18 protein-coding genes and 1 pseudogene are annotated in these 22,950 nt (G+C 70.9%); 7 read left to right on the top strand and 12 right to left on the bottom strand.

Annotated elements, in window-relative coordinates:
- Positions 1-138: 138 nt before the first annotated feature.
- From OG714_RS16975 to OG714_RS16935, 9 genes are read right to left on the bottom strand one after another with little or no spacing between them, the layout of a single operon-like run.
- Complete coding sequence (locus OG714_RS16975; protein ID WP_406121890.1) at positions 139-1,524, bottom strand: cytochrome P450; 1,386 nt, start codon at positions 1,522-1,524, stop codon at positions 139-141.
- Positions 1,525-1,583: 59 nt separating this feature from the next.
- Positions 1,584-2,165 carry an NADPH-dependent F420 reductase gene (locus tag OG714_RS16970; RefSeq protein WP_406121888.1) on the bottom strand — a complete coding sequence of 194 codons (582 nt, stop codon included), beginning with the start codon at positions 2,163-2,165 and terminating at the stop codon, positions 1,584-1,586.
- Positions 2,162-3,397 carry a beta-ketoacyl-[acyl-carrier-protein] synthase family protein gene (locus OG714_RS16965; protein ID WP_406121886.1) on the bottom strand — a complete coding sequence of 412 codons (1,236 nt, stop codon included), beginning with the start codon at positions 3,395-3,397 and terminating at the stop codon, positions 2,162-2,164. The genes OG714_RS16970 and OG714_RS16965 overlap by 4 nt, the downstream gene beginning before the upstream one ends.
- Complete coding sequence (purU, locus tag OG714_RS16960) at positions 3,394-4,320, bottom strand: formyltetrahydrofolate deformylase (RefSeq protein ID WP_406121884.1); 927 nt, start codon at positions 4,318-4,320, stop codon at positions 3,394-3,396. The genes OG714_RS16965 and purU overlap by 4 nt, the downstream gene beginning before the upstream one ends.
- Before the next feature lies 1 nt (position 4,321).
- Positions 4,322-5,602: a beta-ketoacyl-[acyl-carrier-protein] synthase family protein gene (locus OG714_RS16955; RefSeq protein ID WP_406121883.1), complete on the bottom strand. Its 1,281-nt coding sequence runs from the start codon at positions 5,600-5,602 to the stop codon at positions 4,322-4,324.
- Positions 5,599-6,063 carry an SRPBCC family protein gene (locus OG714_RS16950; protein ID WP_406121881.1) on the bottom strand — a complete coding sequence of 155 codons (465 nt, stop codon included), beginning with the start codon at positions 6,061-6,063 and terminating at the stop codon, positions 5,599-5,601. The genes OG714_RS16955 and OG714_RS16950 overlap by 4 nt, the downstream gene beginning before the upstream one ends.
- A complete protein-coding gene (locus OG714_RS16945; protein ID WP_406121880.1) occupies positions 6,050-10,066 on the bottom strand; it encodes a non-ribosomal peptide synthetase in 4,017 nt (1,338 codons plus the stop codon). Before OG714_RS16945 ends, OG714_RS16950 begins: the two co-directional genes overlap by 14 nt.
- Complete coding sequence (locus tag OG714_RS16940; protein WP_406121878.1) at positions 10,063-10,380, bottom strand: acyl carrier protein; 318 nt, start codon at positions 10,378-10,380, stop codon at positions 10,063-10,065. Before OG714_RS16940 ends, OG714_RS16945 begins: the two co-directional genes overlap by 4 nt.
- A 50-nt stretch (positions 10,381-10,430) precedes the next feature.
- The gene (locus tag OG714_RS16935; protein WP_406121876.1) at positions 10,431-12,257 is read right to left on the bottom strand and encodes an acyl-CoA dehydrogenase family protein; all 1,827 of its coding nucleotides are present in this window, start codon (positions 12,255-12,257) and stop codon (positions 10,431-10,433) included.
- 736 nt (positions 12,258-12,993) lie between these two features.
- Here OG714_RS16935 and OG714_RS16930 point away from each other — a divergent pair.
- The 6 genes from OG714_RS16930 to OG714_RS16905 all read left to right on the top strand — a co-directional run bounded on the left by OG714_RS16930 (position 12,994) and on the right by OG714_RS16905 (position 19,848).
- Positions 12,994-13,485 carry a MarR family winged helix-turn-helix transcriptional regulator gene (locus OG714_RS16930; RefSeq protein ID WP_406121874.1) on the top strand — a complete coding sequence of 164 codons (492 nt, stop codon included), beginning with the start codon at positions 12,994-12,996 and terminating at the stop codon, positions 13,483-13,485.
- A 315-nt stretch (positions 13,486-13,800) separates the two neighbouring features.
- Positions 13,801-15,363, top strand: a complete 1,563-nt coding sequence (locus tag OG714_RS16925) for an MFS transporter (RefSeq protein WP_406121872.1) — start codon at positions 13,801-13,803, stop codon at positions 15,361-15,363.
- Positions 15,364-15,647: 284 nt separating this feature from the next.
- Positions 15,648-15,803: a hypothetical protein gene (locus tag OG714_RS16920; RefSeq protein WP_406121870.1), complete on the top strand. Its 156-nt coding sequence runs from the start codon at positions 15,648-15,650 to the stop codon at positions 15,801-15,803.
- Positions 15,800-16,744: a phosphotransferase enzyme family protein gene (locus OG714_RS16915; RefSeq protein WP_406121868.1), complete on the top strand. Its 945-nt coding sequence runs from the start codon at positions 15,800-15,802 to the stop codon at positions 16,742-16,744. The genes OG714_RS16920 and OG714_RS16915 overlap by 4 nt, the downstream gene beginning before the upstream one ends.
- Positions 16,741-18,687 carry an ATP-binding cassette domain-containing protein gene (locus OG714_RS16910; RefSeq protein WP_406121867.1) on the top strand — a complete coding sequence of 649 codons (1,947 nt, stop codon included), beginning with the start codon at positions 16,741-16,743 and terminating at the stop codon, positions 18,685-18,687. The genes OG714_RS16915 and OG714_RS16910 overlap by 4 nt, the downstream gene beginning before the upstream one ends.
- A gap of 39 nt (positions 18,688-18,726) precedes the next feature.
- Positions 18,727-19,848 (top strand): bifunctional class I SAM-dependent methyltransferase/NUDIX hydrolase, encoded by a 1,122-nt coding sequence (locus tag OG714_RS16905; protein WP_406121865.1) that lies wholly within the window; start codon positions 18,727-18,729, stop codon positions 19,846-19,848.
- A gap of 341 nt (positions 19,849-20,189) precedes the next feature.
- On the opposite strand, the gene OG714_RS16900 is transcribed toward OG714_RS16905, so the two are convergent.
- The 3 genes from OG714_RS16900 to OG714_RS16890 form a co-directional block, all read right to left on the bottom strand.
- The gene (locus tag OG714_RS16900; protein ID WP_406121863.1) at positions 20,190-20,906 is read right to left on the bottom strand and encodes a GAF and ANTAR domain-containing protein; all 717 of its coding nucleotides are present in this window, start codon (positions 20,904-20,906) and stop codon (positions 20,190-20,192) included.
- A 79-nt stretch (positions 20,907-20,985) separates the two neighbouring features.
- A complete protein-coding gene (locus tag OG714_RS16895; protein WP_406121861.1) occupies positions 20,986-21,777 on the bottom strand; it encodes an ANTAR domain-containing protein in 792 nt (263 codons plus the stop codon).
- Positions 21,778-21,883: 106 nt separating this feature from the next.
- Positions 21,884-22,309 carry an STAS domain-containing protein gene (locus OG714_RS16890; RefSeq protein ID WP_406121859.1) on the bottom strand — a complete coding sequence of 142 codons (426 nt, stop codon included), beginning with the start codon at positions 22,307-22,309 and terminating at the stop codon, positions 21,884-21,886.
- A 548-nt stretch (positions 22,310-22,857) separates the two neighbouring features.
- Between OG714_RS16890 and OG714_RS16885 the strand changes: the two are divergent.
- Positions 22,858-22,947: pseudogene (locus OG714_RS16885) on the top strand (polysaccharide deacetylase family protein); the annotation flags it as partial.
- Between the last annotated feature and the right edge of the window lie 3 nt (positions 22,948-22,950).

Below are 22,950 nucleotides of genomic sequence, written 5' to 3'. Positions count from 1 at the left end.
GCCGAAACGGCTGACGGCGTGCGAGGTGCGCTCGGTAATGCCACGTTACTCCAGTCCGGAAAGGGCTGGATTCCGTCGTCGTCGCACGTGGGGCCCGCGTCGTACGGCGCGAGCCCCCACGATGTCGGCGGGTGGCCGTCAGATGGTCGTCGGGCGGGCCCGGGTCCGGGGCCGGGCCGTCATCCGGAGGGTGCTGGGCCGGACCGTCGCGCGGGCCACCGGGCGGACGGCCCGGTCGGTGGTGAGGTCGAGGTGCCAGGCGCGGGTCAGGGTGGCGATCGCGGTGGTGATCTCGGCCAGGGCGAAACGGTCGCCGATGCACTTGTGCTTGCCCGCACCGAACGGCAGGAACGTTTCATCAGGAAGCTGGGAAACGGGAGCGGCGGAACGCCGCCGGCCGTCGTCCAGCCAGCGGTCGGGGTCGAAGACGAGCGGGTCGGGGAAGTGCGCCGGGTCGCGGTGCAACGCGTGCTGGCAGTACGCCAGTTCGGTGTCGGCCGGGATCTCCCAGTCGCCCAGCCGCGTCGCGGTGAGCGTGCGGCGGGTGACCAGCCAGCCCGTGTGGTGGAGCCGTAGGGTCTCGCGGATCACCCTTGCCAGATAGGGGAGTTGGGACAAATCTTCGAAGGTGACCGGGCGGTCGCCGAGGACGGTGTCGAGCTCGTCCTGGACGCGGGCGTCGATGTCGGGGTTGCGGGCGAGCTCGTACAGCACCCAGGACAGGACCGACGCGGTGGTCTCCGTGCCGGCCACGGCCAGGGTGAGGATCTCGGAGCAGATCCGGTGGGCGGTGAGCGGCCGGCCGGTCTCCTCGTCGGTTGCCCGGAGCAGCAGGGAGAGCATGTCGCCGGTGTCCCGGTCGGCGGCGCGCAGTTCGGCGACGGCCGTGTCGATGGTCGCGCGGACGGCGTCGCGGGCCGCGGTGAAGCGGCGGTTGGCGGGCAGCGGGAGCCTCTCCACCCAGTCCGGCAGCATGATGCGGGCGCCGACGCCGTTCATGACCACCGACAGGTCCTCGCGGAGCCGGCGGAAGGCGTCGTCGTCGATGCTGCCGGAGAACACGGTCGCGGCCAGCATGTCGAGGGACAGCCGGACCATGGCCTCGCGGACGTCGAGGACCTGGCCGGACCGCCAGCCGTTCACCGCGGCGGTGACCTGCTCGCGCATGATGTCGACGTACCGGGTGATCTCGGCGTGCCGGAACGCCGGTTGGAGCTGACGCCGTTTGCGCACGTGCTCGGTGCCCGCCGCGGTGACGACGCTGTCGCCGAGCAACTGGCCCATCTTCTCGAAGAACCGGCCCTTGTCGAGGGTGGGGGCGAGGTCGACCAGCATGGCCCGGATCAGGGGCGGATCGTTGACGACGATGGTGGACTGGCCGGGCTGGAGCCGGATCTCGACGAGCGGGCCGTAGCTGCGCAGGGAGGCGACGAATCCGAGGTTGTCGCGGAGGAGGGGGATCGCGTGGCCCAGAAGCGGCAGCGAACCCGCGGCCCTGGGGATGGGGGGAGGCGCGACGGTCACGGTGAATCCCTTCACAGTGCTGAGACGACGCCATGATCACTGCCCGCCTCCGGCCCGCCTTATACGGCGGCGGGGTGTGCCTCCGCGAACACTCCCGCCGACCCCACCCCGCGCAACGCCATCCGTTCCACCCGCCGCGCCTGGTCCAGCCCGCCTCCGTCGACGTAGGTGAAGGGCGTTCCCGCGCACAGCCCAAGGAACGTCCGTTTCGCCTCCAAGTCGTCGGAGATCACGTGGATTTCGGGGACGGACGGGTCGGGGGTGCCGTCGAACCCCTCCCACCACACGTTCTTGAAGGCGCCCACCAGCCGTGCCCCGGGGAACGCGGCGGCCAGGTCCGGAGTGCCGCCGGTGGCCCAGGGGCCCACGAAGTCGACGTGGCCGCCGGTGAACGGGTTGGTGATGTCCACCAGGATCTTCCCCCGCAACTCGCCCCGCCAGGGCCGGAGTCGCTGCACCGCTCCCGGTACGCCGAGGACGGCGGGGATCACGACCGAGGACGCTGCCACGACCTCTTCGTGGCGCCCGCCGGTCCGTACCTCGTGCCCGGCACGGGCGAACATCGTCGCGAGTGCGACGGCGATGTCGCCCGTGCCCAGTACGCCGATCGTCAGTGCCGTGTTCCTTCGCTCCTGCTTCATGGCGTCCGCTTCAGGACCAGGCTGACGTTGTGGCCGCCGAAGCCGAAGGAGTTGGCCAGTGCCGCGTCCCAACTGCCCCCGCGGTTCTCGCCGTTGACCACGTCAAGGTTGATCTGCGGGTCGAGGGCGTCGAGGTTGCGGGTGGCCGGGACGACCCCGTGGCGCAGCGAGAGGAGGGCGGACATGGCGCCGAACGCCCCCGACGCGCCCAGCATGTGGCCCGTCATCGACTTGGTCGCCGTCACCACCGGGTGCGTACCCAGCGCCTTCGTCACCGCGTCGGCCTCCGCGAGGTCGCCGCCCGGTGTCGAGGTGGCGTGGGCGTGCACATGGCCGATGTCGGCGGGCTCCAACTCCGCGTCCCGCAGGGCCGCTTGGATCGCGCTGACCTGCCCCTCGGTGTCGGACGCCGAGATGTGCCGGGCACTGGAGGTGACGGCCGCACCGGCCACCGCGCCGTAGACGCGGGCACCCCGGGCGCGGGCGAACTCGGCGCGTTCCAGGACCAGTACGGCCGCGCCCTCGGCGATCACGAACCCCGAGCGGTCGGCGTCGAACGGCCGGGACACGGCGGCCGGGTCGCCCTCCTGCCGGGAGAGCGCCTTCATCTGCGCGAACGCGGCGACCATGAGCGGATGCAGACTCGCCTCGGTGCCCCCGGCCACCACGACATCGGCGCGGCCGAGGCGGATCAGGTCCAGTGCCAGGGCGATGGACTCGGCGCCCGAGGCACAGGCGCTGACCGGGGCACGGGCGCCCGCCCGGGCATCGAGGTCGATACTGACCCAGGCCGCCGGGCCGTTCGGCATCAGCATCGGGACGGCGTACGACGACAACTTCCGCATGCCGGACCGCTCGTAGACGTCGTTCTGGCCGAGCGTGCTCAGCACGCCCCCGATGCCGGTGCCGACGACCACGGCCAGCCGCTCGGGTTCGACCGGGGGCCGGCCCGCGTCCTGGAAGGCCTCCCGGGCCGCCGCCACGGCCAGTTGCTCACCGCGGTCCAGCTTGCGGGCGTGCACCCGGCCGAGGACGTCGACCGGGTCGGCGGACACCGAGCCCGCGATCCGCACCGGTAACTCCTCGGGCCAGGAGCCGTGTTCGTCATGCAGGGCGCGCACACCGGAGCGTCCGTCGAGCAGCGCCTGCCATGATTCGGGTGCCGTCGCGCCGAGCGGGGTCATGGCGCCCAGGCCGGTCACGAGCACGTCCACATCTCCGAGTCGGCTCATGCGAAGACGATCGTGTGGTTGCCGTGGCGGAGCACGCGGTCCTCGCCGTGCCACTGCACCGCTCGCGTGAGCACCGCCCGTTCCACGTCGGCGCCGCGTCGTTGCAGTTCGGCGGCGGTGTCCGCGTGGCTGACCCGGACCACGTCCTGCTCGATGATCGGGCCCTCGTCGAGGTTCTCGGTGACGTAGTGGGCCGTCGCGCCGACGAGTTTCACGCCGCGTTCCTTGGCCTTGGCGTAGGGGCCCGCGCCGATGAACGCCGGCAGGAAGGAGTGGTGGATGTTGATGATCGGCACGTCCAGCCGCTCGATGAAGTCCGCCGACAGGATCCGCATGTAGCGGGCCAGGACGACGAAGTCGACGTTGCCCCGCAGCAGCCTCAACTGCTCAGCCTCCGCGGCCGACTTGTCAGCGCCAGTTGTCGGCACGTGGAAGAAGGGGATCCCGAACGACCGGACCTCCTCCGCCGTGTCCGGGTGGTTGGAGATCACCATCGCGACGGTGACGGGGAGCTGACCGCGCCGGTGCCGCCACAGCAGGTCCAGCAGACAGTGGTCGGACTTCGACGCGAAGATCGCCACCCGCTTGGGCACCGACAGGTCCCGCAGCGTGAACTCCAACTCGAAGTCCCCGGCGAGCCGTTGCCGCAGTCCGTCCTCGATCGCGGGCAGCGCCGCCCCGAGGTGGTCGTGGCCGAACACCGTGCGCTGGAAGAACGCGCCGCCCTGCGGATTGTCCGAGTACTGGTCGAGGGAGACGATGTTCGCGCCGTGCTCACCGAGCACCGCGCCGACCGCCGCGACGATGCCGGGCCGGTCCTTGCCCCGGACGGTGAGCGAGGAGTGCCGGTGCCCGGTGCGAGCGGCCGAGGAGGGGGCCGTCGTAGCGCGAACAGCCCTTGCGGCCTCCAGAGTCGACGTCACGTCACTTGCCCTTCTCGGCGCGGAAGGTGAGCGCGACGTTGTGGCCGCCGAACCCGGCCGAGTTCTTGACCGCGACGATCTGCTCGGGGCCCAGCTTGAGCGGGCCGCCGTGCACCACGTCGACGGAGAGGCCCTCGTCGAGGCGGGTGAAGTTGCGGGTCGGCGGTACCAGGCCGTGGTGGAGGGCGAGGACGGTGGTGATCGACTCGATCGCGCCGGCCGCGCCGAGGCTGTGCCCGGTCATCGACTTGTTCGCGGACACGGCCGGACCCTGGGTGGCGTCTCCGTCCGCGTCGCCGAACACCGTCATCACCGCGCGTGCCTCCGCCGCGTCGCCGGGTGCGGTCGCGGTGCCGTTGGCGTTGAAGTGGGCCACGTCCGCCGGGGTCACGCCCGCGTCGGCGAGCGAGGCGCGGACGGCCGCGGCGGTGCCGGTGCCGTTCGGCTCGGGCTGGACCATGTGGTACGCGTCCGAGGTGATCCCAACTCCCGCCAACTCGGCGTAGATCCGGGCACCGCGCTCGCGTGCGTGGCGTTCCGATTCCAGTACGAGGATGCCGGCGCCCTCGCCCAGGACCATGCCGTCGCGGTCCGCGTCGTAGGGACGGCAGGCGGACGCCGGGTCGTCGAAGCGCTGCGAGAGTGCCCGCATGGCCGCGAACGAGGACAGGACCATGGGGTGCAGCGGCGCCTCCGCGCCGCCCGCGACCACGACGTCCGCCTCCCCGCGCCGGATCAACTCCGCTGCTGTGACGAGGGCTTGGGTCCCGGAGGAGCAGGCGTTGACGGTGGCGTGCACGCCGAGGCGCGCGTTGACCAGCAGCGCTACGGCCGCCGCCGAGCCGTTGCCCATCGACATCGGGACGGTCATGGGCGGTACGCGCCGCCAGCCCCGGGTCTTGAGGGTCTCCCAGCCGTCGATGATCGAGGTCATGTCGCCCAGCGCGGCCGAGACGACCACGGCCACCCGGCTCGGGGCCGTGGTGCCGTCGTCGAGGCCCGCGTCGGCCCAGGCCTCCGCCGCGGCCGTCACCGCGAACTGGGCGGAACGGCTGAGGCGTCGGCGCTGCCGGTGCTCAAGTCCCGCACCGGGGTCGACCTTTGCGCGTCCGCCGAGCAGCGGCGGCAGGTCCTTGGCCCACGACTCGTCCTCCAGCAGCCCGAGTCCGCTCTCGCCGCGCAGCATCGCGTCCCAGGTGGTGGCGACGGTCCCGCCGAGCGGGGTGGTCTCGCCGAGGCCGGTCACGACGACCTTGTGGTTCTCTTCCTGGCGGGTCTTCATCGGTTGCGCGCTCCCTGTCCGAGCTGTGCGGCGAGCTTTCCGGAGTCCTTCTTGACCGAGTTGACGAGCACCTTGCGCAGCAGGGACTTCGGCATGATCCCGAAGTAGTCCCCGGGGTCCACCTCGAACGTCCAGTGCACGGTGGTGGTGCCGTCCTCGCGCTCCACGTACTCGTAGGTGCCGACGTAGCCGAACGGCCCCTCGACGGTGTGGAACCTGGAGCGCCGGCCGGGCTCGAACTCGCTGATCTCCACGGTGAACTGCATCCGCTTGCCGATCAGCTGGAACGTGATCTCGTACCGGCCGCCGGGCCGTGCGGGGCCGTCGAGGAGCGTCACGTCCACGCAGGCCGCCTGCCAGACCGGGTCCTGGACGGGGTCGGAGATCAGGGCGAACGCCTCGTCGGGCGGTACCGGGAGGTGGAACGCGTACTCGGCCGTGACCTGCTCAGTTTTGGTCATCGGTGGGTCCTTCCATGTGGGGGGCGATCGCGCGGGCCGCCAGCTCCGCGTACGGCGGGTACATCACCGAGTTGTGGTCCCCGGAGACGTCGATGACGTGCAACTCGCCCTTGATCAGGGCCTCCCAGCCGAGCTTGGGCCCGTAGTCGGCCTGTTCGTCGGCCGCGCGCAGCAGCACCAGGTCGAGGTCGGCCGGTTCGGGGAGGTAGGTCTGAAGGGCGATGCCGTTGGCGAGGTAGGCCTCGAAGTAGCGCAGGATCGTCGCGCGGTCCGCGTCCTCGGCCAAGACGCCTATCGCGGCCGCCTGTTGGAGGATGTGGTCGAACGCGGCGTCGCCGCCGAGGGCGCGCAGGTCGTCCGCCGGGATGTCCAGGGTCTTCCCGGCCGGTACGGCGAGGTCGCGGGCGAACCAGGACAGGATCGTCGAGTCGTCCGCGGACTCCGGGATGTTGGCCTCGACCGGTGCCCGGCTGTCGATGCCGATGATGAACTCGATCTCCTCGCCGAGCGCGCGCAGTTGGCCCGCGACCTCGTAGGAGATGACCCCGCCGAAGCACCAACCGCCCAGCGCGTACGGCCCGTTGGGCTGCACCTCCCTCAGCAGGTCGATGTAGCGGGTGGCCATGGCCTCCACGCTGATCTCGGCCTCGCCCTCGTTCTGGATGCCGGGCGCCTCGATCGCCAACACCGGCCTGCCGGGTGGGAGATGGCGGGTCAGCTCGACGTAGCAGAAGACGGTCCCGCCGAAGGGGTGGAACAGGAACACCGGGCGCTGCTCCGGGTCGCCCTCGCGCAGCACGACGAGCGGGCCGCGCGCGGTCTCCTGGCCGCCGGACCGGACGATCGCGGCGAGTTCGGCGACGGTGCCCTGCCGGCCGAGCATGACCGAGATCGGGATCTCCACGTCCCACTCGGCGCGGATCGCCGAACTGAGCCGGACGGCGAGCAGGGAGTGCCCGCCCACGTCGAAGAAGTGGTCGTGGACGCCGACCTGGGACAGGCCCAGGATCTCCGTCCACATCCGCGCGAGGGTGATCTCGGTGGCGTCACGCGGCTTCTCGAACCCGGCGTCCGAGGCGACCACGGGCTCCGGCAGGCGATTGCGGTCGATCTTCTTGTTCGCCGTCAGCGGCAGCTCGTCCAGCACCATCACGATGCCGGGCACCATGTACGGCGGGAGGGACACCCCGGCCGCCGACCTGACCTCGGACGCCTTCAACTCGGCGCCGTTCTCCGCGAGTAGATAGGCGACAAGCCGGTCGTCACGGACCACGACGACCGCTGTGGAGACGCCGTCGACCGCTTCCAGGACCGTCTCGACCTCGGAGAGTTCGATGCGGTAGCCGCGCAGCTTGACCTGGTTGTCCAGTCGCCCGTGGTGCAGCAGCCGCCCCTCGCTGCTCCAGCGCGCCCGGTCACCGGTGCGGTAGAGCCGCTGGTCCGGTGCGGCCGGCAGCCCGGTCACGAACCGCTCCTCCGTCAACTCCGGCCGGTCCCAGTACCCGACGGCCAGACCCTCCCCGCCGATCCACAACTCGCCCGGGAAACTGGGCTCCACGCTCCGGCCCTGCGGATCCAGCACGTACAGCTGGGTGTTGTCGAGGGGAGCGCCGATGTCGATGCCCGACGCGGGCTCCACCACACCGGCGGTGGACCAGATCGTCGTCTCGGTCGGGCCGTAGACGTTCCGCAGGCTCGCGACCCGGGAGGACAGGAACTCGGCCAGATCCAGGGGGAGTTCCTCCCCACCGCACAACACGTTCAGCTGCGGGGCACCCGTCCAGCCGGCGTCGCGCAGCATCCGCCACGAGGTGGGCGTCGCCTGCATCCAGGTGGCACCGCACTCCTGGATCCGCACCGCGAGCGCGGCACCGTCGGCGGCGGTGGCGCTGTCGCACACGACGACCCGGCCGCCGGTCAACAGCGGTAGATACAGCTCCAGTCCGGCGATGTCGAACGAGATCGTGGTGACCGCGAGGAGACTGTCCGAGGCGCCGAAGCCGGTGGTCTCGCGCATCGCGAGCAGCAGGTTCGTCAGCGCGTGGTGGGGGATGGCCACGCCCTTGGGGCGGCCGGTGGAGCCCGAGGTGTAGAGGATGTAGGCGAGGTCGGAGGGACCGGCGGTCGGGTCCGCGGAGGCGGCTGCCGTCGTGTCGCCGCTCGCGGCGGCCACTTCACCGTCCGTCCCGTCACCCGCGTCGCCGCGCAGTACCCCGGCCCCGAGGTCGTCCAGACCCAGCACCGGAAGCCCCGGCAGCCGGCTCTCCCGCAGACCGGACTGGCTCAACAGCAGCCGGGCCCGGGAGTCCTCGGCCATGTAAGTCAGCCGCTCCACCGGCAGGTTGGGGTCGAGCGGCACATACGCCGCCCCGGCCTCCAGCACCCCCAGCAGCGCGGCCAACAGCGGCGCACCGCGTTCCACCATCACCGCGACCCGGTCACCCGGGGTGATCCCGGCCGCCCGCAACGCGGCCGCCGTCTCCTCGACCGAGGTGAGCAGACGGCCGTAACTCCACTCCTCGCCGTCCGCGGCCAACGCGACCGCGTCGGGCGTCCGCCGCACCTGCTCGCGGAAGAGCTCCGGCAACCGGGCCGCGGGCAGGGCGCGTTCGGGTCCCGAACCCCACTCGGCGAGGCGTGCCCGCTGCCGCTCGTCGCCGCGCACCAGCTCGCGCAGGGGCTCGTCCGGGCGGCCGGCCAGGGTCTCCACCGTGGTGACGAACGCGTCCGCCAACTCCCGTGCCGTACCCGCCCCGAAGATGTCGGTGTTGTAGCGCAGCACCCCCGCGAAGGCGCCGTCGCGCTCCGCGCCCATCTCGACCCAGAGGTCGGTCTGACCTTCCTGCTGCGGCAGCGGATACGGCCGCAGGATCGCGCCCGCGATCGCCAACTCGGCGTCCGGGCCCGGCTCCAGCAGGAAGAACGCGTCCATGTCGTTGAGGAAGGGCAGCCGGTCCCAGGCGAAACCGGCCTGGTACAACGGCGTCCGGCTCGGATCGCGCGGCGGCGCCAACTCCCGTACCAGCCACGGGAAGGGCAGCTCCTGCGCCCGCATCGCCTCCGACACCCGCTCACGCGAGGCCGCCAGCGACTGGCGGTACGTCACCTCCTCGTCCACCTCGCCCCGTACGACCACGGTGTTCACGAAGTTGCCGAGCGCGTCCCGGAACTGCCGGTGCAGCCGCCCCGAGGTCGGGGTGCCGACCACGATCTCCGACTGACCGCTCAACCGGCTCAGCAGTACGAAGTACGCGGACAGCAGCACCGTGTACGGCGTCGACGAGGTCTCCCGCGCCAGCCGCCGTACCGCCTCGGTCGCCGTGACGGACAGCGCGAACGGCGCCGAACCGCCGTCGTAGGACAGCACGGGCGGGCGCGTCCGGTCGCCGTACAGATCCAGCGCGGGCGGTATGTCCGCCAGCCGCTTCGCCTCGGCGTCGAGGAGCGTGCGGGCGTTCTCGCCGGCGAGGAAGGCCTGTTGGCGTTCGGCGTACGCGGCGAAGGCGCCGCCGTCGAGCGTGAACCGGTTCGGGGTGCCCTCCAGCCGGCTGCGCACCTCGGACAGCAGCAGGGCCAGCGACCAGAAGTCGGCCGCGATGTGGTGCATCACGACGGCGAACACCCAGGTGCGCTCGCCGGTGCGGTACAAGTGCACGCGCCACAGCGGAGGTTGGGCGAGGTCGAAGGGGCTGCGGGTGTCCGTGCGGACGAGGTCGCGCAGTGCCTCCGGGCCCAGCTCCCGTGCGTCGGTACGGCGGATGTCGAGCGGTACGGCGTCCCGCACGAACTGCTCCGGACCCGCCGGACCGGCGCGGAAGCCGATCCGGAGAGCGTCGTGCTCGCGGGTCAGGTCGGCGAGTATCTCCCCTACCTGGGTGCCTAGTTGGGGATCGGCGGTGACCTCCGCGCCGAACACGATGTGGTACGCGGAGCACTCCGGGTCGGCCTCGTGGATGAACCAGAGGCCGGCCTGCTGGGCGTTGACCGAGTGGGGCGTCGTCATCGCTGACCGTCCCCTGCGGAGGTGGCGGCGCCGGCGGCGACGGGCTCGGCGTTCATCAGCTTCCACAGGGCCTCGGCCAGGGTGTCCACCGTCGGGTGGTCCCAGAGGAGGTCCACCGGCGGGTCGGAGAGACCGCAGGTGTCCTCGATCTCCATGCCGACGGAGAGCGCGGCCATGGAGTCCAGGCCGTAGTCGGTGAAGGGCCGGTCGGTCTCCAACTCGGCGGGTGCGACGCCGGCTTCGGCGGCCACCGCTTCGACGAGGACCTTCTTCACGTCGTCGAGTGTCAGGTTCTTGGTGCTGGTCGTGGTCATCGCTGGTCAGTACCTTCCGGCCGGTATGTGGTCGTGGTCAGGGATGTCGTTCACGCGGCGGTCGTGGACAGGTCGTCGTCCCGGCCCGCCTCGCGCGCTCCGGGCTCGGCCATGCGCACCTGGCGGACCGAGAAGAACTCGTTGTCGGCACGCTGGGTGTTCATGCGGGTGAACAGCCGCCGGGCGGTGGCCTGTTCGAGGTCGCCGACCTCGTACTGGTGGACCTGGCGGCGGGTCAGCGCGGCCAGCAGCCACTCGCCGTCGGCGAAGAAGGCGTCGAGGTGGTCCCGGTTGAACAGCCACACGCCGAGGGCCGCGACCTTCGCGTGCAGGGAGCAGAGTTCCTCCGCCACCCGGATCAGCCGGGGCGCGGTGGACTTGCTGGACGTGGTGGGCTCCGAGGGCCGGCCGGCCGTCGAGCGCCGGATCTCGGTCACCCGGGCGAGCAGCGCGTCCAACTCCCGCCGCAGGTCGTCGGCTTGGCCGCGCAGTGCGGTCAGCCGGTCCTCGTCGCAGCCGGCCGACGGCGTCAGCTCGGCGAGGCGGGTGATCAGCGCGGGCAGGCTGGCGAACGTGGCGTCCCTGCCGCGTCCGAACACACTCACCCGGTGCGGTTCGAAAGTGGGCAGCTCGGCCCGCAGGTCGTACAGCGGACGCCAGTCCTCGTCCGGGTCGCGCCCATGTGCCTTGGCCAGCGTGGGGAGTTGGAGCGCGAGACTGTCCAGGCAGACCGGCTCGCTGCCGTCGAAGACCGAGACGACGGCACCGTCACGGAGCATCTTCTGGAACGTGCCCACGTGTTCGGCGGCCCGCAGGAAGTACCGGGCGCCCAGTGTGCGCGCCAGCACCTTGCTGTTGGTGTCGACCAGCCGGGCCACCTGCACCTTCGCGAGGTTGCCCCAGATGCTGAACTGCTCGGTGTACAGGTGCAGTCCGCGCATCGCGACGAGGCTCTCGCACTCCGCGACCAGCAGGCTCAGGTAGGAGTTGGCGAGGGACTCGGTGACGTACGGGATCTCGTTCGCGGGGCCGTCGTAGAGGATGCGGTCGGACAGGAAGCCGGCCACGGTGCGCAGCATGGTGTCGCCGGTGCCCAGGGAGAGGCCGGTGCAGAAGGTGCGGGTGATCAGCAGGCCGCGCAGGGCGAGTTCGAGGCCCTCGCCCTCGGCGCCGAGCCGGGCCGTGGCGTCCACGCGGGCGTTGTCGAAGGCGACGCCGCTGATGTCGCAGCCGCGCAGACCGTAGGTCGGGACGCGGGGCACGCCGGTCACCTCGCCGGAGATCACCTGCGAGCGGTCCACCAGGAACATCGACTGCTGGCGCTTGGCCGGGGTGTGCTCGTCGCCGGTGGTGCCGAGCAGGACCACGTGGGTGGAGGTGCGGCCCCGGTTGATCGGCCACTTCTCGCCGGACAGGACGTACTGATCGCCGTCCGGGGCGGCCGTGAAGCGGTTGGCGGCCAGGTCGGCGCCGTGCCCCGGCTCGGAGTAGGCCAGACACGGGACGACCCCGCCGCGCAGGACCGTCGCCGCGTACTTCGCCTGCTGCTCGGCGTCGCCGCCGATCCACGCGAGCATCATCCACACCTGTGTGCTCTCGCTCACCGCGACGTTCATGTCCCGGCGGGCGATCACCCGGGTCAGCATCAGGATGTCCTCGGCGGCCCGGAGATCACCGCCGAGCCGCTCGGGCACGAAATACCGGTTGAAACCGAAGGCGCGGACCTGGTCGATACCGGCGGACGGGAGTTCGTCCCGTTCGTCGAGCGCCAGCGCGCCGGCGAACGACACAGCGTTGGATTCCACTTCCGGGTCGCCGAGCCAGCCCTCCAGATCCTCCGCGAGGGCAGTACTAGACTGCTTGCTTGAGCTTTTCATGAGCTTTCCATTCCATGCCTGAGAGGGCAGCGGCGTGATGACACAGCCGTGCCCGATAAACGGACCTGAAAGTGGACGTGCGAATGTTGCGCGTGAATACACGTCGTGGTGGAGAATGCAGGCGAAAAGAGCGCACGACGCGCTGCCGAAAAAGCGCAGCACTGTGCGAAAGAGTCAGTTCACCAGTGTCTGACCAGCGCCGATGGGCGCGGTTTCCTCGTCGTCAGCGTTGTCCGATACAACAGCTGATGGAATCTTGAACCATTGTGAAACCCCCGTTGCGCGAAGCGCGGTTTCGTCCCCGTGTTCTTCCCCGTGTGCGGCCCGGTCGCAGACTGCAATGTTCTGGCCAGGCGCTTCGAGAGCGTAGCAGGCGCGCTACTTGGTGCCACGTGACTCAGGTCACCCGGCGTTTCCTTTTCCCTCTCGAACGTTCGATTCTGTGATCGATCACCGAGTGGCTGACCTCGATGGTCTCTGGAGAACGGCTCGTTCCATTTCGCGGGATGCGGACGACTGTATTCCGTTGGATTTTGCGTCGGGATAACCGTCCGGGGGGTTGCCATGGGCGGCGGACCGATGAATTCCGTGTGACCCGGGGATCGCCGCGGGGCGACCGGGACGCCGTGTCGGCGGGGTGCCGCCGGGGCGATTTCCCTGGCGGACGGGGGGTTCCGCGGCCGTAGAACGTTGTATCTTCGATGGTGGAGATTGCGACGATCGAAGGAGCCGGCTCATGGTGCGCACTGGCGGCACGGAGCAGTACGGGGTGTCCCCCCGGGAGGACTTCCTCATCGCCGAGCGTCCCGGCTATCTGCTCCACAAGGCGGGGCTGGTGCTGGTGGAGGACGTGGAGAAGGCGCTGGGCGCGGTCGGTATGCGCATCCGCTACTTCTTCGTGCTGGCCGCGCTGGCCGGCGGACCCGAGCTCTCCCAGCAGGACCTGAGCCGGCTGCTCAACCTCGATCCGACCACGGTCGTGACGGTGATCGACGAGATGGAGCGCAACGAGCACGTGGAGCGCCGCCGCAACCCCGCCGACCGCCGGCGCTACAACCTGATCCTCACCGAGACCGGCCGCGAGGCGCTCGCGACGGCGGACCGGGTGGCCACGGAGGTCGAGTCGGCGTTCTTCGGCGCGCTCTCGGAGGACGAGCGCGGGGTGCTGCGCAAGATGCTCGGCACGCTGATGGCCGGCCGCTGGCCCGCGTCGGTCTGCTCGGACTGACGGAGAAAGCCCGTAACTTGACGTAGAACGCCCGCCAACTCACGGAGAACGTAAGCGAGTTGACGTAGTACACCCTCGAACTCGCCCGAGCCCGTGGTGCCGACCGGCGCCGCGGGCTTTGTCGTGCCCGGCGATCGTCACTCCGGGTGACCGTGTTCGCCGCGCCGGTCGTGATGGCATTGACTCCCGGCTTTCCAATCATCTAGATTTCCATCATCTAGTGATCCTAAGGTCCAGAGTTCCTGTTGATTGGAAGGTCCCCGCATGTCCGCAGAACGCGCACCATCTCCCACTAGGTGGTGGACACTCGGGATCGTGGCGTTGGGCTCGTTCATGCTGATGCTCGACCTGAGCGTGGTCTCCATCGCGCTGCCGCAGATCCACAAGTCGCTGGGCAGCAGCTTCGCCGACCTCCAGTGGGTGTTCGACGCCTACGCCCTCACGCTGGCGATCTTCCTGGTCGCGGCGGGCTCGCTCGCCGACCGGATCGGCCGCAAGAAGCTCTTCCAGGTCGGCTTCGCCGTCTTCACCGCCGCGTCCCTGGCCTGCGGACTGGCCGACGGAGCAGGGGAGTTGAGCTGGTTCCGGGCCATCCAGGGGGTCGGCGCGGCCATCATGTTCGCGGTCGGTCCCGCGATGCTCAGTCATGAGTTCCACGGCAAGGAACGGGCCACCGCGTTCACCGCGTTCGGCGCCGCCGTCGGTCTCGCCGTGGCCACCGGCCCGCTCATCGGCGGCTCGCTGATCAACTCGCTGTCCTGGCGCTGGATCTTCTACATCAACGTGCCGGTCGGCGTGCTCGCCATCCTCATCGGCGCGCTGCGCGTCCGCGAGTCCCTCAACAAGCGCGCCCACCCCACCGATTGGGCCGGCCTCGGCACCTTCAGCCTCGCGCTCGGCGCCCTCGTCTACGCCACCATCCGTGGCCCGGTGGAGGGTTGGACCAGCGGCAACACGCTCGGCCTCTATGCGGCGAGCGTCCTCTTCCTGGTCGTCTTCGTCGCCATCGAGCGCCGTCTGGGCGAACGCGCCCTGATCGACCCGGCGTTCTTCCGCAGCCCCACCTTCGTCGGCATCTCCCTCGTCGCCATGATCGGCAACGCGGGCGCCCTGCCCTCGGTGTTCTTCGAGACCAGCTACCTGGAGAACATGCTGCACGTGGACGCGTGGGGGACAGGTCTACGGTTCCTGCCGCTGACCGGTGCGATGTTCGTGGCCGGTGCCCTCGGCGGCGGACTCATCGGCAAGGTCCCCTTCCGGATCCTGCTCGGCGGTTCGACCCTGGTCATGGCCATCGGCATCCTCTGCCTGAACCTCACCGAGGCCGACTCGTCCTGGACCGTGCTCGTCCCGGCGCTGGTCATCTCCGGCCTCGGCATGGGCGCCTTCAACCCGGCCCGCGCCGCCCTGGCCATCGGAGTCGCCGAACCGGCCAAGTCCGGTGTCGCGTCCGGCATCAACGAGACCTTCCAGCAGGTCGGCATCGCGGTCGGCATCGCCGGCATCGGCGCCTACTTCCAGCACACCGTGTCCAAGGACTTCACCTCCTCGGCCGTCGGCAAGCAGCTCGGCGGCGACACCGCGGAGAGCGCCGCCCACGGCATCAGCGCCGGCGGCCTCGACGCCGTCGCCCAGGCCGCGGGCCCGCTGCGCGAGAAGGTACTGGCCGCCGGACAGGACGCGTTCATGAACGCCTTCCACGGAGCGATGACCCTCAGCGCGATCCTCGGCTTCGTCGCCGCGATCATCGGCTTCACGATGCTGCGCACGAAGGACCTCCACGCCAGCGCCCTGTCGACGATCCCGCCGGACATCGACGAGGACGGCGAGGTACGCCCCGACGATGCGTCGGACCTCCCCGTCGGCGCCCCGGCCTGACCGCACCGCGCGGCTGAGAGCCCCGCCCGATTCACCGTCCCGGTGGCCAATCCCCCGCGCCACCGGGACGGTTCAGTGCTGTCCGGCAATCCCTCGATCAGGTGACGGCCCTCTGTACGCCCGATCGAACACCGGATCGTGACCGCACCTCCCAGCGGCCCCTAGGGCCACACCCGCATCCTCGGACGTTCGTCCGACGGTTCGCCCGTCCGTACCTGTGACGGCTTCTTGATCAGGCACGTTCTTCAGGCACCGAGTCACTGCACCGACCGCAGGAGGTTGCCATGAATCCCGTGCCCGTCCCCGCCCTCGTCCCGCTCGCGTTCGAACATCGCACCCCCGCGATCACCTTCCCGTTCCCTGTCGCGATGCACGAGGTTGACGCGGCGGCCGCCGCCGACGCGGATACGTCACGACGCGCACCGAGGTGGGGGGCATGACCGGAGCGACCACACTGCCGGACCCCGTCCGGGCCTGGGCCGAATCCGTCATCGGCCCCCTCACCCACCTCGACGACACCGCCGCCGACCGCTCCCCGCGCGTATGGGAGGTGACGACGCGACCGCAGAGCGGTCGACGCGCGACGACAGGGCCGGACAGCGGACAGCGCTTCCGCGTGAAACTCGCCGCGTCCCCCCTCGCCTTCACCCGCGAGACCTTCGCCCACCGGCACGCCGTGTCCTACCTCGGCCCCGGCCGCGCACCCCGCCTCACCGCGACCTCGGCCCAGCACCTCGCCCTGATCATGACCGCCCTCCCCGGTACCCCCCTGAACGCCCTCAGGGCGACCGGCGCCGCACTGGAGACGGTGCACCGCAAGGCCGGCGCCCTCGTCGCCCAACTGCACCAGGCCGGAAAACCGACCCCCGCGGCCCGCGAGGAAGCGGCGCGGGCCTTGCGGCGCACCGCCGACAGCGCCGAGCGGAGCGTCCACGCGGCGGGCGACCAAATGCCGCCCGCGGAAAGGGAGTTCGTGCTGGCCCATGCCGCCGAACTGCGCGCCGTGGGGCGCGTCCCGCTCGGCTACATCCACGGAGACCTGGACGAGCACACCCTGAGGTGGTCCGGCACCCGGGAACCCCTGGCGCTGATCGACTTCGACCGTGCGCGGTTCGCCCCCGTCGTCCAGGACTTCGTCCCCCTCGCCTGCGGACCCTGGGCCGGACAACCCCGCCTGAGAACCGCGTTCTTCACCGGCTACGGCCGCCGACTCATCCCCGAGGAGAAACGCGCCCTGTTCTGCCTGACCGCCCTGCACACGGCGGGCGACCGCGCGGCTGGTGCGGGTGCCGTCGGGGGAGGCTGCCGTATGACTCACCTCGAACACCGGCTGCCCGAACGGCAGTTGACGCCCCGCCGGGCCGACGGGGCGGCCCGATGAGCGCCGGGGCGACAGACCGGACGCCGGCGCCCGGGACGACATCGCAGTCCCCTGCGACCGGCCCGACACCCCCGCCCGGAACCGCCTCGCGCGTGCCACCACCCCAACCCGCCGAGATCCGCTACGAGGGCCGGCACGCCCAAAACCCGCTGGCCGAGGCCGAGTTCGGGAAGCTGTGCGCGCGGCTGCCCTCCGTGCTCGCGCAGACCGCGCGGATGGCGTGGGCCATCGACCGGGCCGCCGTGCTGCTGCTGGCCGGCTGCCAACTGGCCGTAGGCGCGAGCGCCGTAGTGCTGCTGCTGGCGACCGCGCGGGCGATGCGCTCGGTGCTGGCCGCCGGGCCCGTGGCGGACCGGCTGCATCAGGCGCTGCCCGCGCTGCTGGTCATCGCCGTCGCGGCGGCGGTCGGCCGGGTGGCGAGCGCGTTGTCCTCGTACGCGGACGGGCGGATCACCCCGCGGCTGACCACGGCGGCGGACAGTGCCCTCGTCGAGGCGGTGTGCCGGGTGGAGGCCGCCGCGCGCGCCGAGGACGGGTTCGCGGACCGGCAGGAGGCCGCGGAGATGGGGGTGATCCGGGGCCATGTGATGGTGCAGGACGCGACGCGTTTCACCGCCGCCGTGGTCCGGATGGTCAGCGCGAGCGGGGTGCTGTCCGTGCTGCACCCGCTGATGCTGCCCCTGTTGCTGCTCGCGGTCGTGCCCGCCGGCGTGGGCGCGATCCTGCACGCCAAGGTCCAGTACGAGACGCACTACGCCAACATCGGTGACCGCAACGTCCGCCAGAACATGCGGGGTTGGGTGACCAGCCCCAAGTTCTCGGACGAGATCCGCGCCAACGGCATGGTCCCCTACCTCGGGTTCTGGCACCGTACGATCTCCGAACGCATCGACCGCCGGGTCCTGGACGTGGCGCCGCGCATGCTGCGGATCGTGCTGGCCAGTTCGGCGATCGGCGGTGTCTTCCTCATCGCGACCTGGGCCGCGCTCGCCTGGCTGGCCGCCACCGGACGCGTCGAACCCGCCATCGCCGCCACGGCGGTCGTCGCCGTCCAGACCACCCTCGCCGCGCTGGGCCAGCTCGTCGTCTACGGCGCCGCGATGTTCCACACCGCCCTCTACCTCGCCGACCTGGAGGGCTTCCTCGCCTTCGCCGCCGAACGCGCTCCGAAACGAGGGGAGTTGGGACCGGGGGAGCCGGTGGCGGAGATCCGGCTGGACGAGGCGGTCTACTGCTACCCGGGCAAGGAGATCCCGGCGGTGGCCGGCGTCTCGCTGACCGTGCGGCGCGGGGAGATCCTCGCCGTGGTCGGCGAGAACGGTTCCGGGAAGTCCACGCTGACCCGGCTCCTCGCGGGCATCTTCCTCGCCGACAAGGGCACCGTCAGCTGGAACGGGCACGACCTCACCGGTCTCGCCCCGGACGGGCTGTGGGAGTTGTCGGGACTGGTGCCTCAGCATTTCGCCCAGTGGCCTCTCAACGTCCGCGACAACGTCACCCTCGGCCAGCCCCGCACGGGGGACGACATGTTGGTGTGGGAGGCGCTGGACGCCGTAGGACTGCGGGACGCGGTGGAGGAACTCCCTTGTGGACTCGACACGTTGCTCGCCCGCGAGCTGTGGGGCGGTACCGAACTGTCCGGTGGGCAGTGGCAGCGGCTGGCGTGTGCGCGGGCCCTGTACCGGCAGCCTGATCTGCTGATCCTCGACGAGCCGACCAGTCAGATGGACGCGCGGGGAGAACACGCCATCCTCGAACAGATCAAGGCGATCGCCGCCCACCGCATGACGATCGTGGTCACCCACCAACTGGTCAACACGAAGATCGCCGACCGGGTTGTGGTCATGCGGCACGGCCGCATCGCCGAACAGGGCACGTACGACGAACTCGCCCACGGTGGCGGGCTGTTCGCGGAACTCCTGGCCCTGTCGAACGACCGGTGACCGCAGTGCCCCTGTCCGCCGCCTCGAAAGGAGAACCCCGTGACCGACGCATGGGACGCGCACTACGCCGACGGCAACACCTTCAGCCCACTCCGTGACTCCGAACGCGCGCTCCTCGCCGAGCACGCACCCGCCCCCTCCCGCGACGGTGACGGTGGCGGTGGCGGATTCGCCTTGGACATCGGCTGCGGGCTGGGTGAACTCGCCCGCCATCTGGCCGAGTTGGGGTACGAGGTCGACGCCGTCGACTTCGCGCCCGCCGCACTCGCCCGTGCCCGCGCCGAGACCCGGCCCTCCGCCACCGCCTCGGCGGTGGACTACCACCTGTTCGACATCGAGCGCGACAGCCTCGACGCCCTGCCGCGTCCCGCCTACGACCTGATCACCTTCCGTCTCAGCTGGGCCTTCGTCCACGACCGGACCCGCGTGATGAACCGGCTGCGGGAGCGGCTGCGACCGGGGGGTGTCGTCTGCGTCGTCACACCTGTCGCGGAGGACGTGTTCGATGGAGGGCGAGGGCGTTCCATCGCCCTCGACGACGAGGAGATCGGAGTGCTGTGCGCGGGCTGGGCGGTGGCCGAGCGGTACGACGCGGACGGGCTCGCGTTCGTCGTCCTGCGTGATCCCGTCCCCGCGCCCGCACTTGCCACGTACGCGGGCAAGAAGCGGCCCTCGCCGCACGCCCTCACCGGTGCCGGTGTCGTCGTCACCGATGCGGCGGGGCGGATCCTGCTGGGCTGGTCGGTGCGCGGAGTCTGGGAGTTGCCGGGTGGGAAGAACGACGCCGGCGAGGGGTTTCTGGAGGCGGGCGTACGGGAGTTGGAGGAGGAGACCGGCCTGAAGGCGGACCCGCTCCCGGGCGGTGCGCGGCTGTTGGCCCTCCTGATGGACTCCACGCACGGCATTCCCCGGATGACGGGTGCCGTCCGAGTCACCGCCTGGAGCGGCCGACCGACCGTCACCGAACCGCAGTTGATCCACCGCTGGGAGTGGCACGAGGTCGCCGACCTGCCCACCCTGCCCCAGCCGCTGTTCACGCCGAGCGCGCATGTCATCGACACGGTCTGGCCGGGGTTGTTGCCCGGCCTGCCACCTGTCCACCGCTACCCGATCGCTCAGGCTCCGGCTCCGGCTCCCGCCCCGGCTGCGGGTCCCGCGTAAGGCACTGTTCCGCTTTGCCCCTGTCTGCTCTAGGGTCCAAGGAGGGAAGAACGGGACCGCGACCACGCATGTCCGGTACCGGCGAATCTCCCCGCCCAGGCTCCCAGCCCCCGAGCCGGAATCGAGACCGGCCGGAGCCGCATCGCCGGAGTGCGCGGCTCCAGCTCCGTTCTCCCGGCAGTTCCGGACGGGGTGCACCAGACCCGCCGCTGTGGAGGACACGCGCGAGGAAACGGTGGAGGGGGGCCTCTCATCCTCGTGGCCACGGCCGCCGTCGCCCCACAGCGGCGGCGGCCGTCCGGACCGTGGAACAGCAGGTGAGGACACCGACCGCAGCCGCCTCACGACCCCAGACCCGGCAGGGGCTCGGAGTCGTCCACGAAGGCGCGGGCCACATCCGACAGGCGCCGGTTGTGCGCGCGGGCGTAGCCGCGCAGGGTGGTGAAGGCGCGCTCCATGTCGATGCCGAGGCGCTCGGCGAGCTTGCCCTTGGCCTGTTCGATCAGGACACGGCTGTTCAGCGCGGTCTGCAACTGCTCGTTGAGGATCGTGCTGCGGTGGCTGGAGCGTTGCTGGAGCAGGCTGATGGTGGCTACGTCGGCCAGGGCCTGGGCGATCAGTGTGCCGGCCGGGTCGAACGGACCGGGGGCGACCCGGAAGAGGTTGAGGGCGCCGACGACCTCGTCCCGCAGCCGCATCGGCAGCGCCTGTACGGCGGTGAAACCGATGCGGTGGGCCGTCGTGACGAAGCGCGGCCAGCGCTCGGCCTCCCGGGTCAGATCGGCGACGATCACGGGTACGCCGGAGCGGAAGCACTCCAGGCAAGGGCCCTCGTCGTTCTGGAGCTGGAACAGTTCCAGGAGTCGTACCTGTTCGTCGGAGGCCGCCATCACACGCAGTTCGCCGTCGCGGTCCGCGAGCAGCACGCCCGCCGCGTCGGCTCCGAGCATGCCCACGCAACGGTCGGTGAGCAGGCGCAGGAAGTCGATCAGATCGAAGTCGGCGACCAGGTTGTCCGCCAGTTCGACGAAGGTCTTGGCCAGGAGCTGCTGATTCATCGTGTCACCTTCGTTGGAGACTGGGTCCCGCCGGGAGGGGGCGGGAAGTGCGGCACGTCCGCCGGCCGCGGTCGATGTGTCAGGTGTCCTCGTCGTCCCGGTCGTCCCGGTCGTCCCGGTCGTCCCGGTCCGGCTCCGCGTGCGGGGAGAAACGGAGCCGGTGGGCCACGACATCGGAGGCCACGTCGGCGAGCCGACGCCCCCGCATGTAGGCGTGCGCGCGCAGCCGTACGAAGGCCTCGTCGATGCCGATGCCGAGCTGGACGGTGAGGATGCCGGTGGCCTGGTCGATCTCCGCGCGGTATCCGTCCAGGTCCTCGAAGTCCCGTTCAGCCGGGTTCTGCCGACCGGGCGGCCCGCCTGTCACGTCGATCCGCGCGTCGAGCAGGAGCAGCGTCGCGAGATCGGCGAACGCGAGGGCGTCGGCCAGCTGTTCGGCGTCCAGTACGGTCGGCACGTCGGCGTACAGATCCAGGACCCCCGGGCTGATCGCCCCGACCTGGAGAGGGAGGGCGAACACCGCGCGTGCCCCGACTTCCAGGGCCGCGTCCGCGAACACGGCCCAGCGGTCCTGGAGTTGACCGGTGAGGAGGTCCGGCGTCAGCACCGCCGACCCCTCCAGGAACGCGTCCACGCACGGGCCCTCGCCCAACGTCAGTTGCAGTTCCTCCAGTTGCTCGCTGATGTCGTCGGTGCTGCACAACGGATGGCTCGCCGAGGTGCGGGACATCGCGGACAGCCCCGCCCCACCGACCGGGAGCGCGGCCACGGCCGCGGTGCACACGTCCACCACACCGGCCCGCGCGCCACGCCGCGCCGCCTGCTCGGCGACCAGCACCTGGATACGGGCCGACCGGCTGCCGGACCTCATTCGAGCCACCGCGTCCAGAGGCTGTTCCGAAGTCCCTCCGGGCGTACGGCTGTTGGGCTGTTCGCGGGAGATGTCCGGACCCACCCCGGCCGGGCGGTCACGGCGGTCACCGTGCGTCTTCCGAGAGTAGGGAGGCGAGCGGAACCGTTCGGTGCGGTGGGGTGTGAGCGACGGGACCCGGGACATCCTCCACAGGCGATGACAGACGCCCCAACGGGACGCCGAGGAGCAGGAATTCGGAGCCGGTGAGAGCGAGGATCAGGCCAAGTACCGGTGGCGGGTGGTGAAGTCGCAGGGTGCCGCCGGCTTCGGCGGTCCGCTGTGCCGCGCGGAGGAAGGTGTTGAGGCCGCTACAGTCGCAGAAGGTGACGAGGGCGAGGTCGCTGTCGAGGGTACGGATGCCGTCGTGCAGGCACTGCGCCAGTGCCGTGCGCACCAGCGGGGCCGAGTCCAGGTCGATCTCGCCGACCAGGGTGATCAGGGCCCGTTTCCTTCTGTCATGGCGGTGGACGGTGAGCTGAGTGCGGTGCATGACGCCTCGGTTCGGGGGACCATCCGGCAACGGGCGTGGTGACGACGGGAGTTCAGGCGCCCGGGGCGCGCTGCCGGCAGGGGCGTACGGTCGGCGGAGAGGGAACGTGGGTTGGTCCGAGGGCCTGCGCTCCAGGACGGCGGACCCACCCGGATCCCTCCGGGGATGCGCCGGGCGACGGACGAAGAATCCGCTCCCCGCAACGATCTGTGTCGAGCTACGACGAGCCGCCGGGGTCTGGGACGTCCGTACAGCAGCATAGTCCTCGTGCCGGTGCGCGGGCGGTCCGTACAGGGAAGTGTGACGAGCGGGCGGCCATGCCCTGCCACAAGGGCACGCCCGGCCCCAAGGGCAAAGCTGTCAGGGGGAGTTGAAGCTCGGTCACCGGCTCCGGGGCGGGGTTCGATTCAGCACAACTCGTCGCCCTTCTCCAACTGCCGGGTGTCCCGGGCCTGTTCCGGCCGCCAGCTCTCCTCTTTGTGCCTGCTGGTGGCGGCGGGGCTCGCGGGGTTGTGCGTCTGGTGGATCCGCCGCAGGTCGTCCTGACCGTCACCCAACGGGTACTCGACCGGACCCACCGTGACGGCGTCATCCTGCTCCACGACCTGAACAAGGGAACGGTGCCCGCGGTCTCTGGAGAA

It is taken from the genome of Streptomyces sp. NBC_00989, from assembly GCF_045162655.1.
Lineage (GTDB): Bacteria > Actinomycetota > Actinomycetes > Streptomycetales > Streptomycetaceae > Streptomyces.
This window is presented reverse-complemented; position numbering and strand designations above follow the sequence as displayed.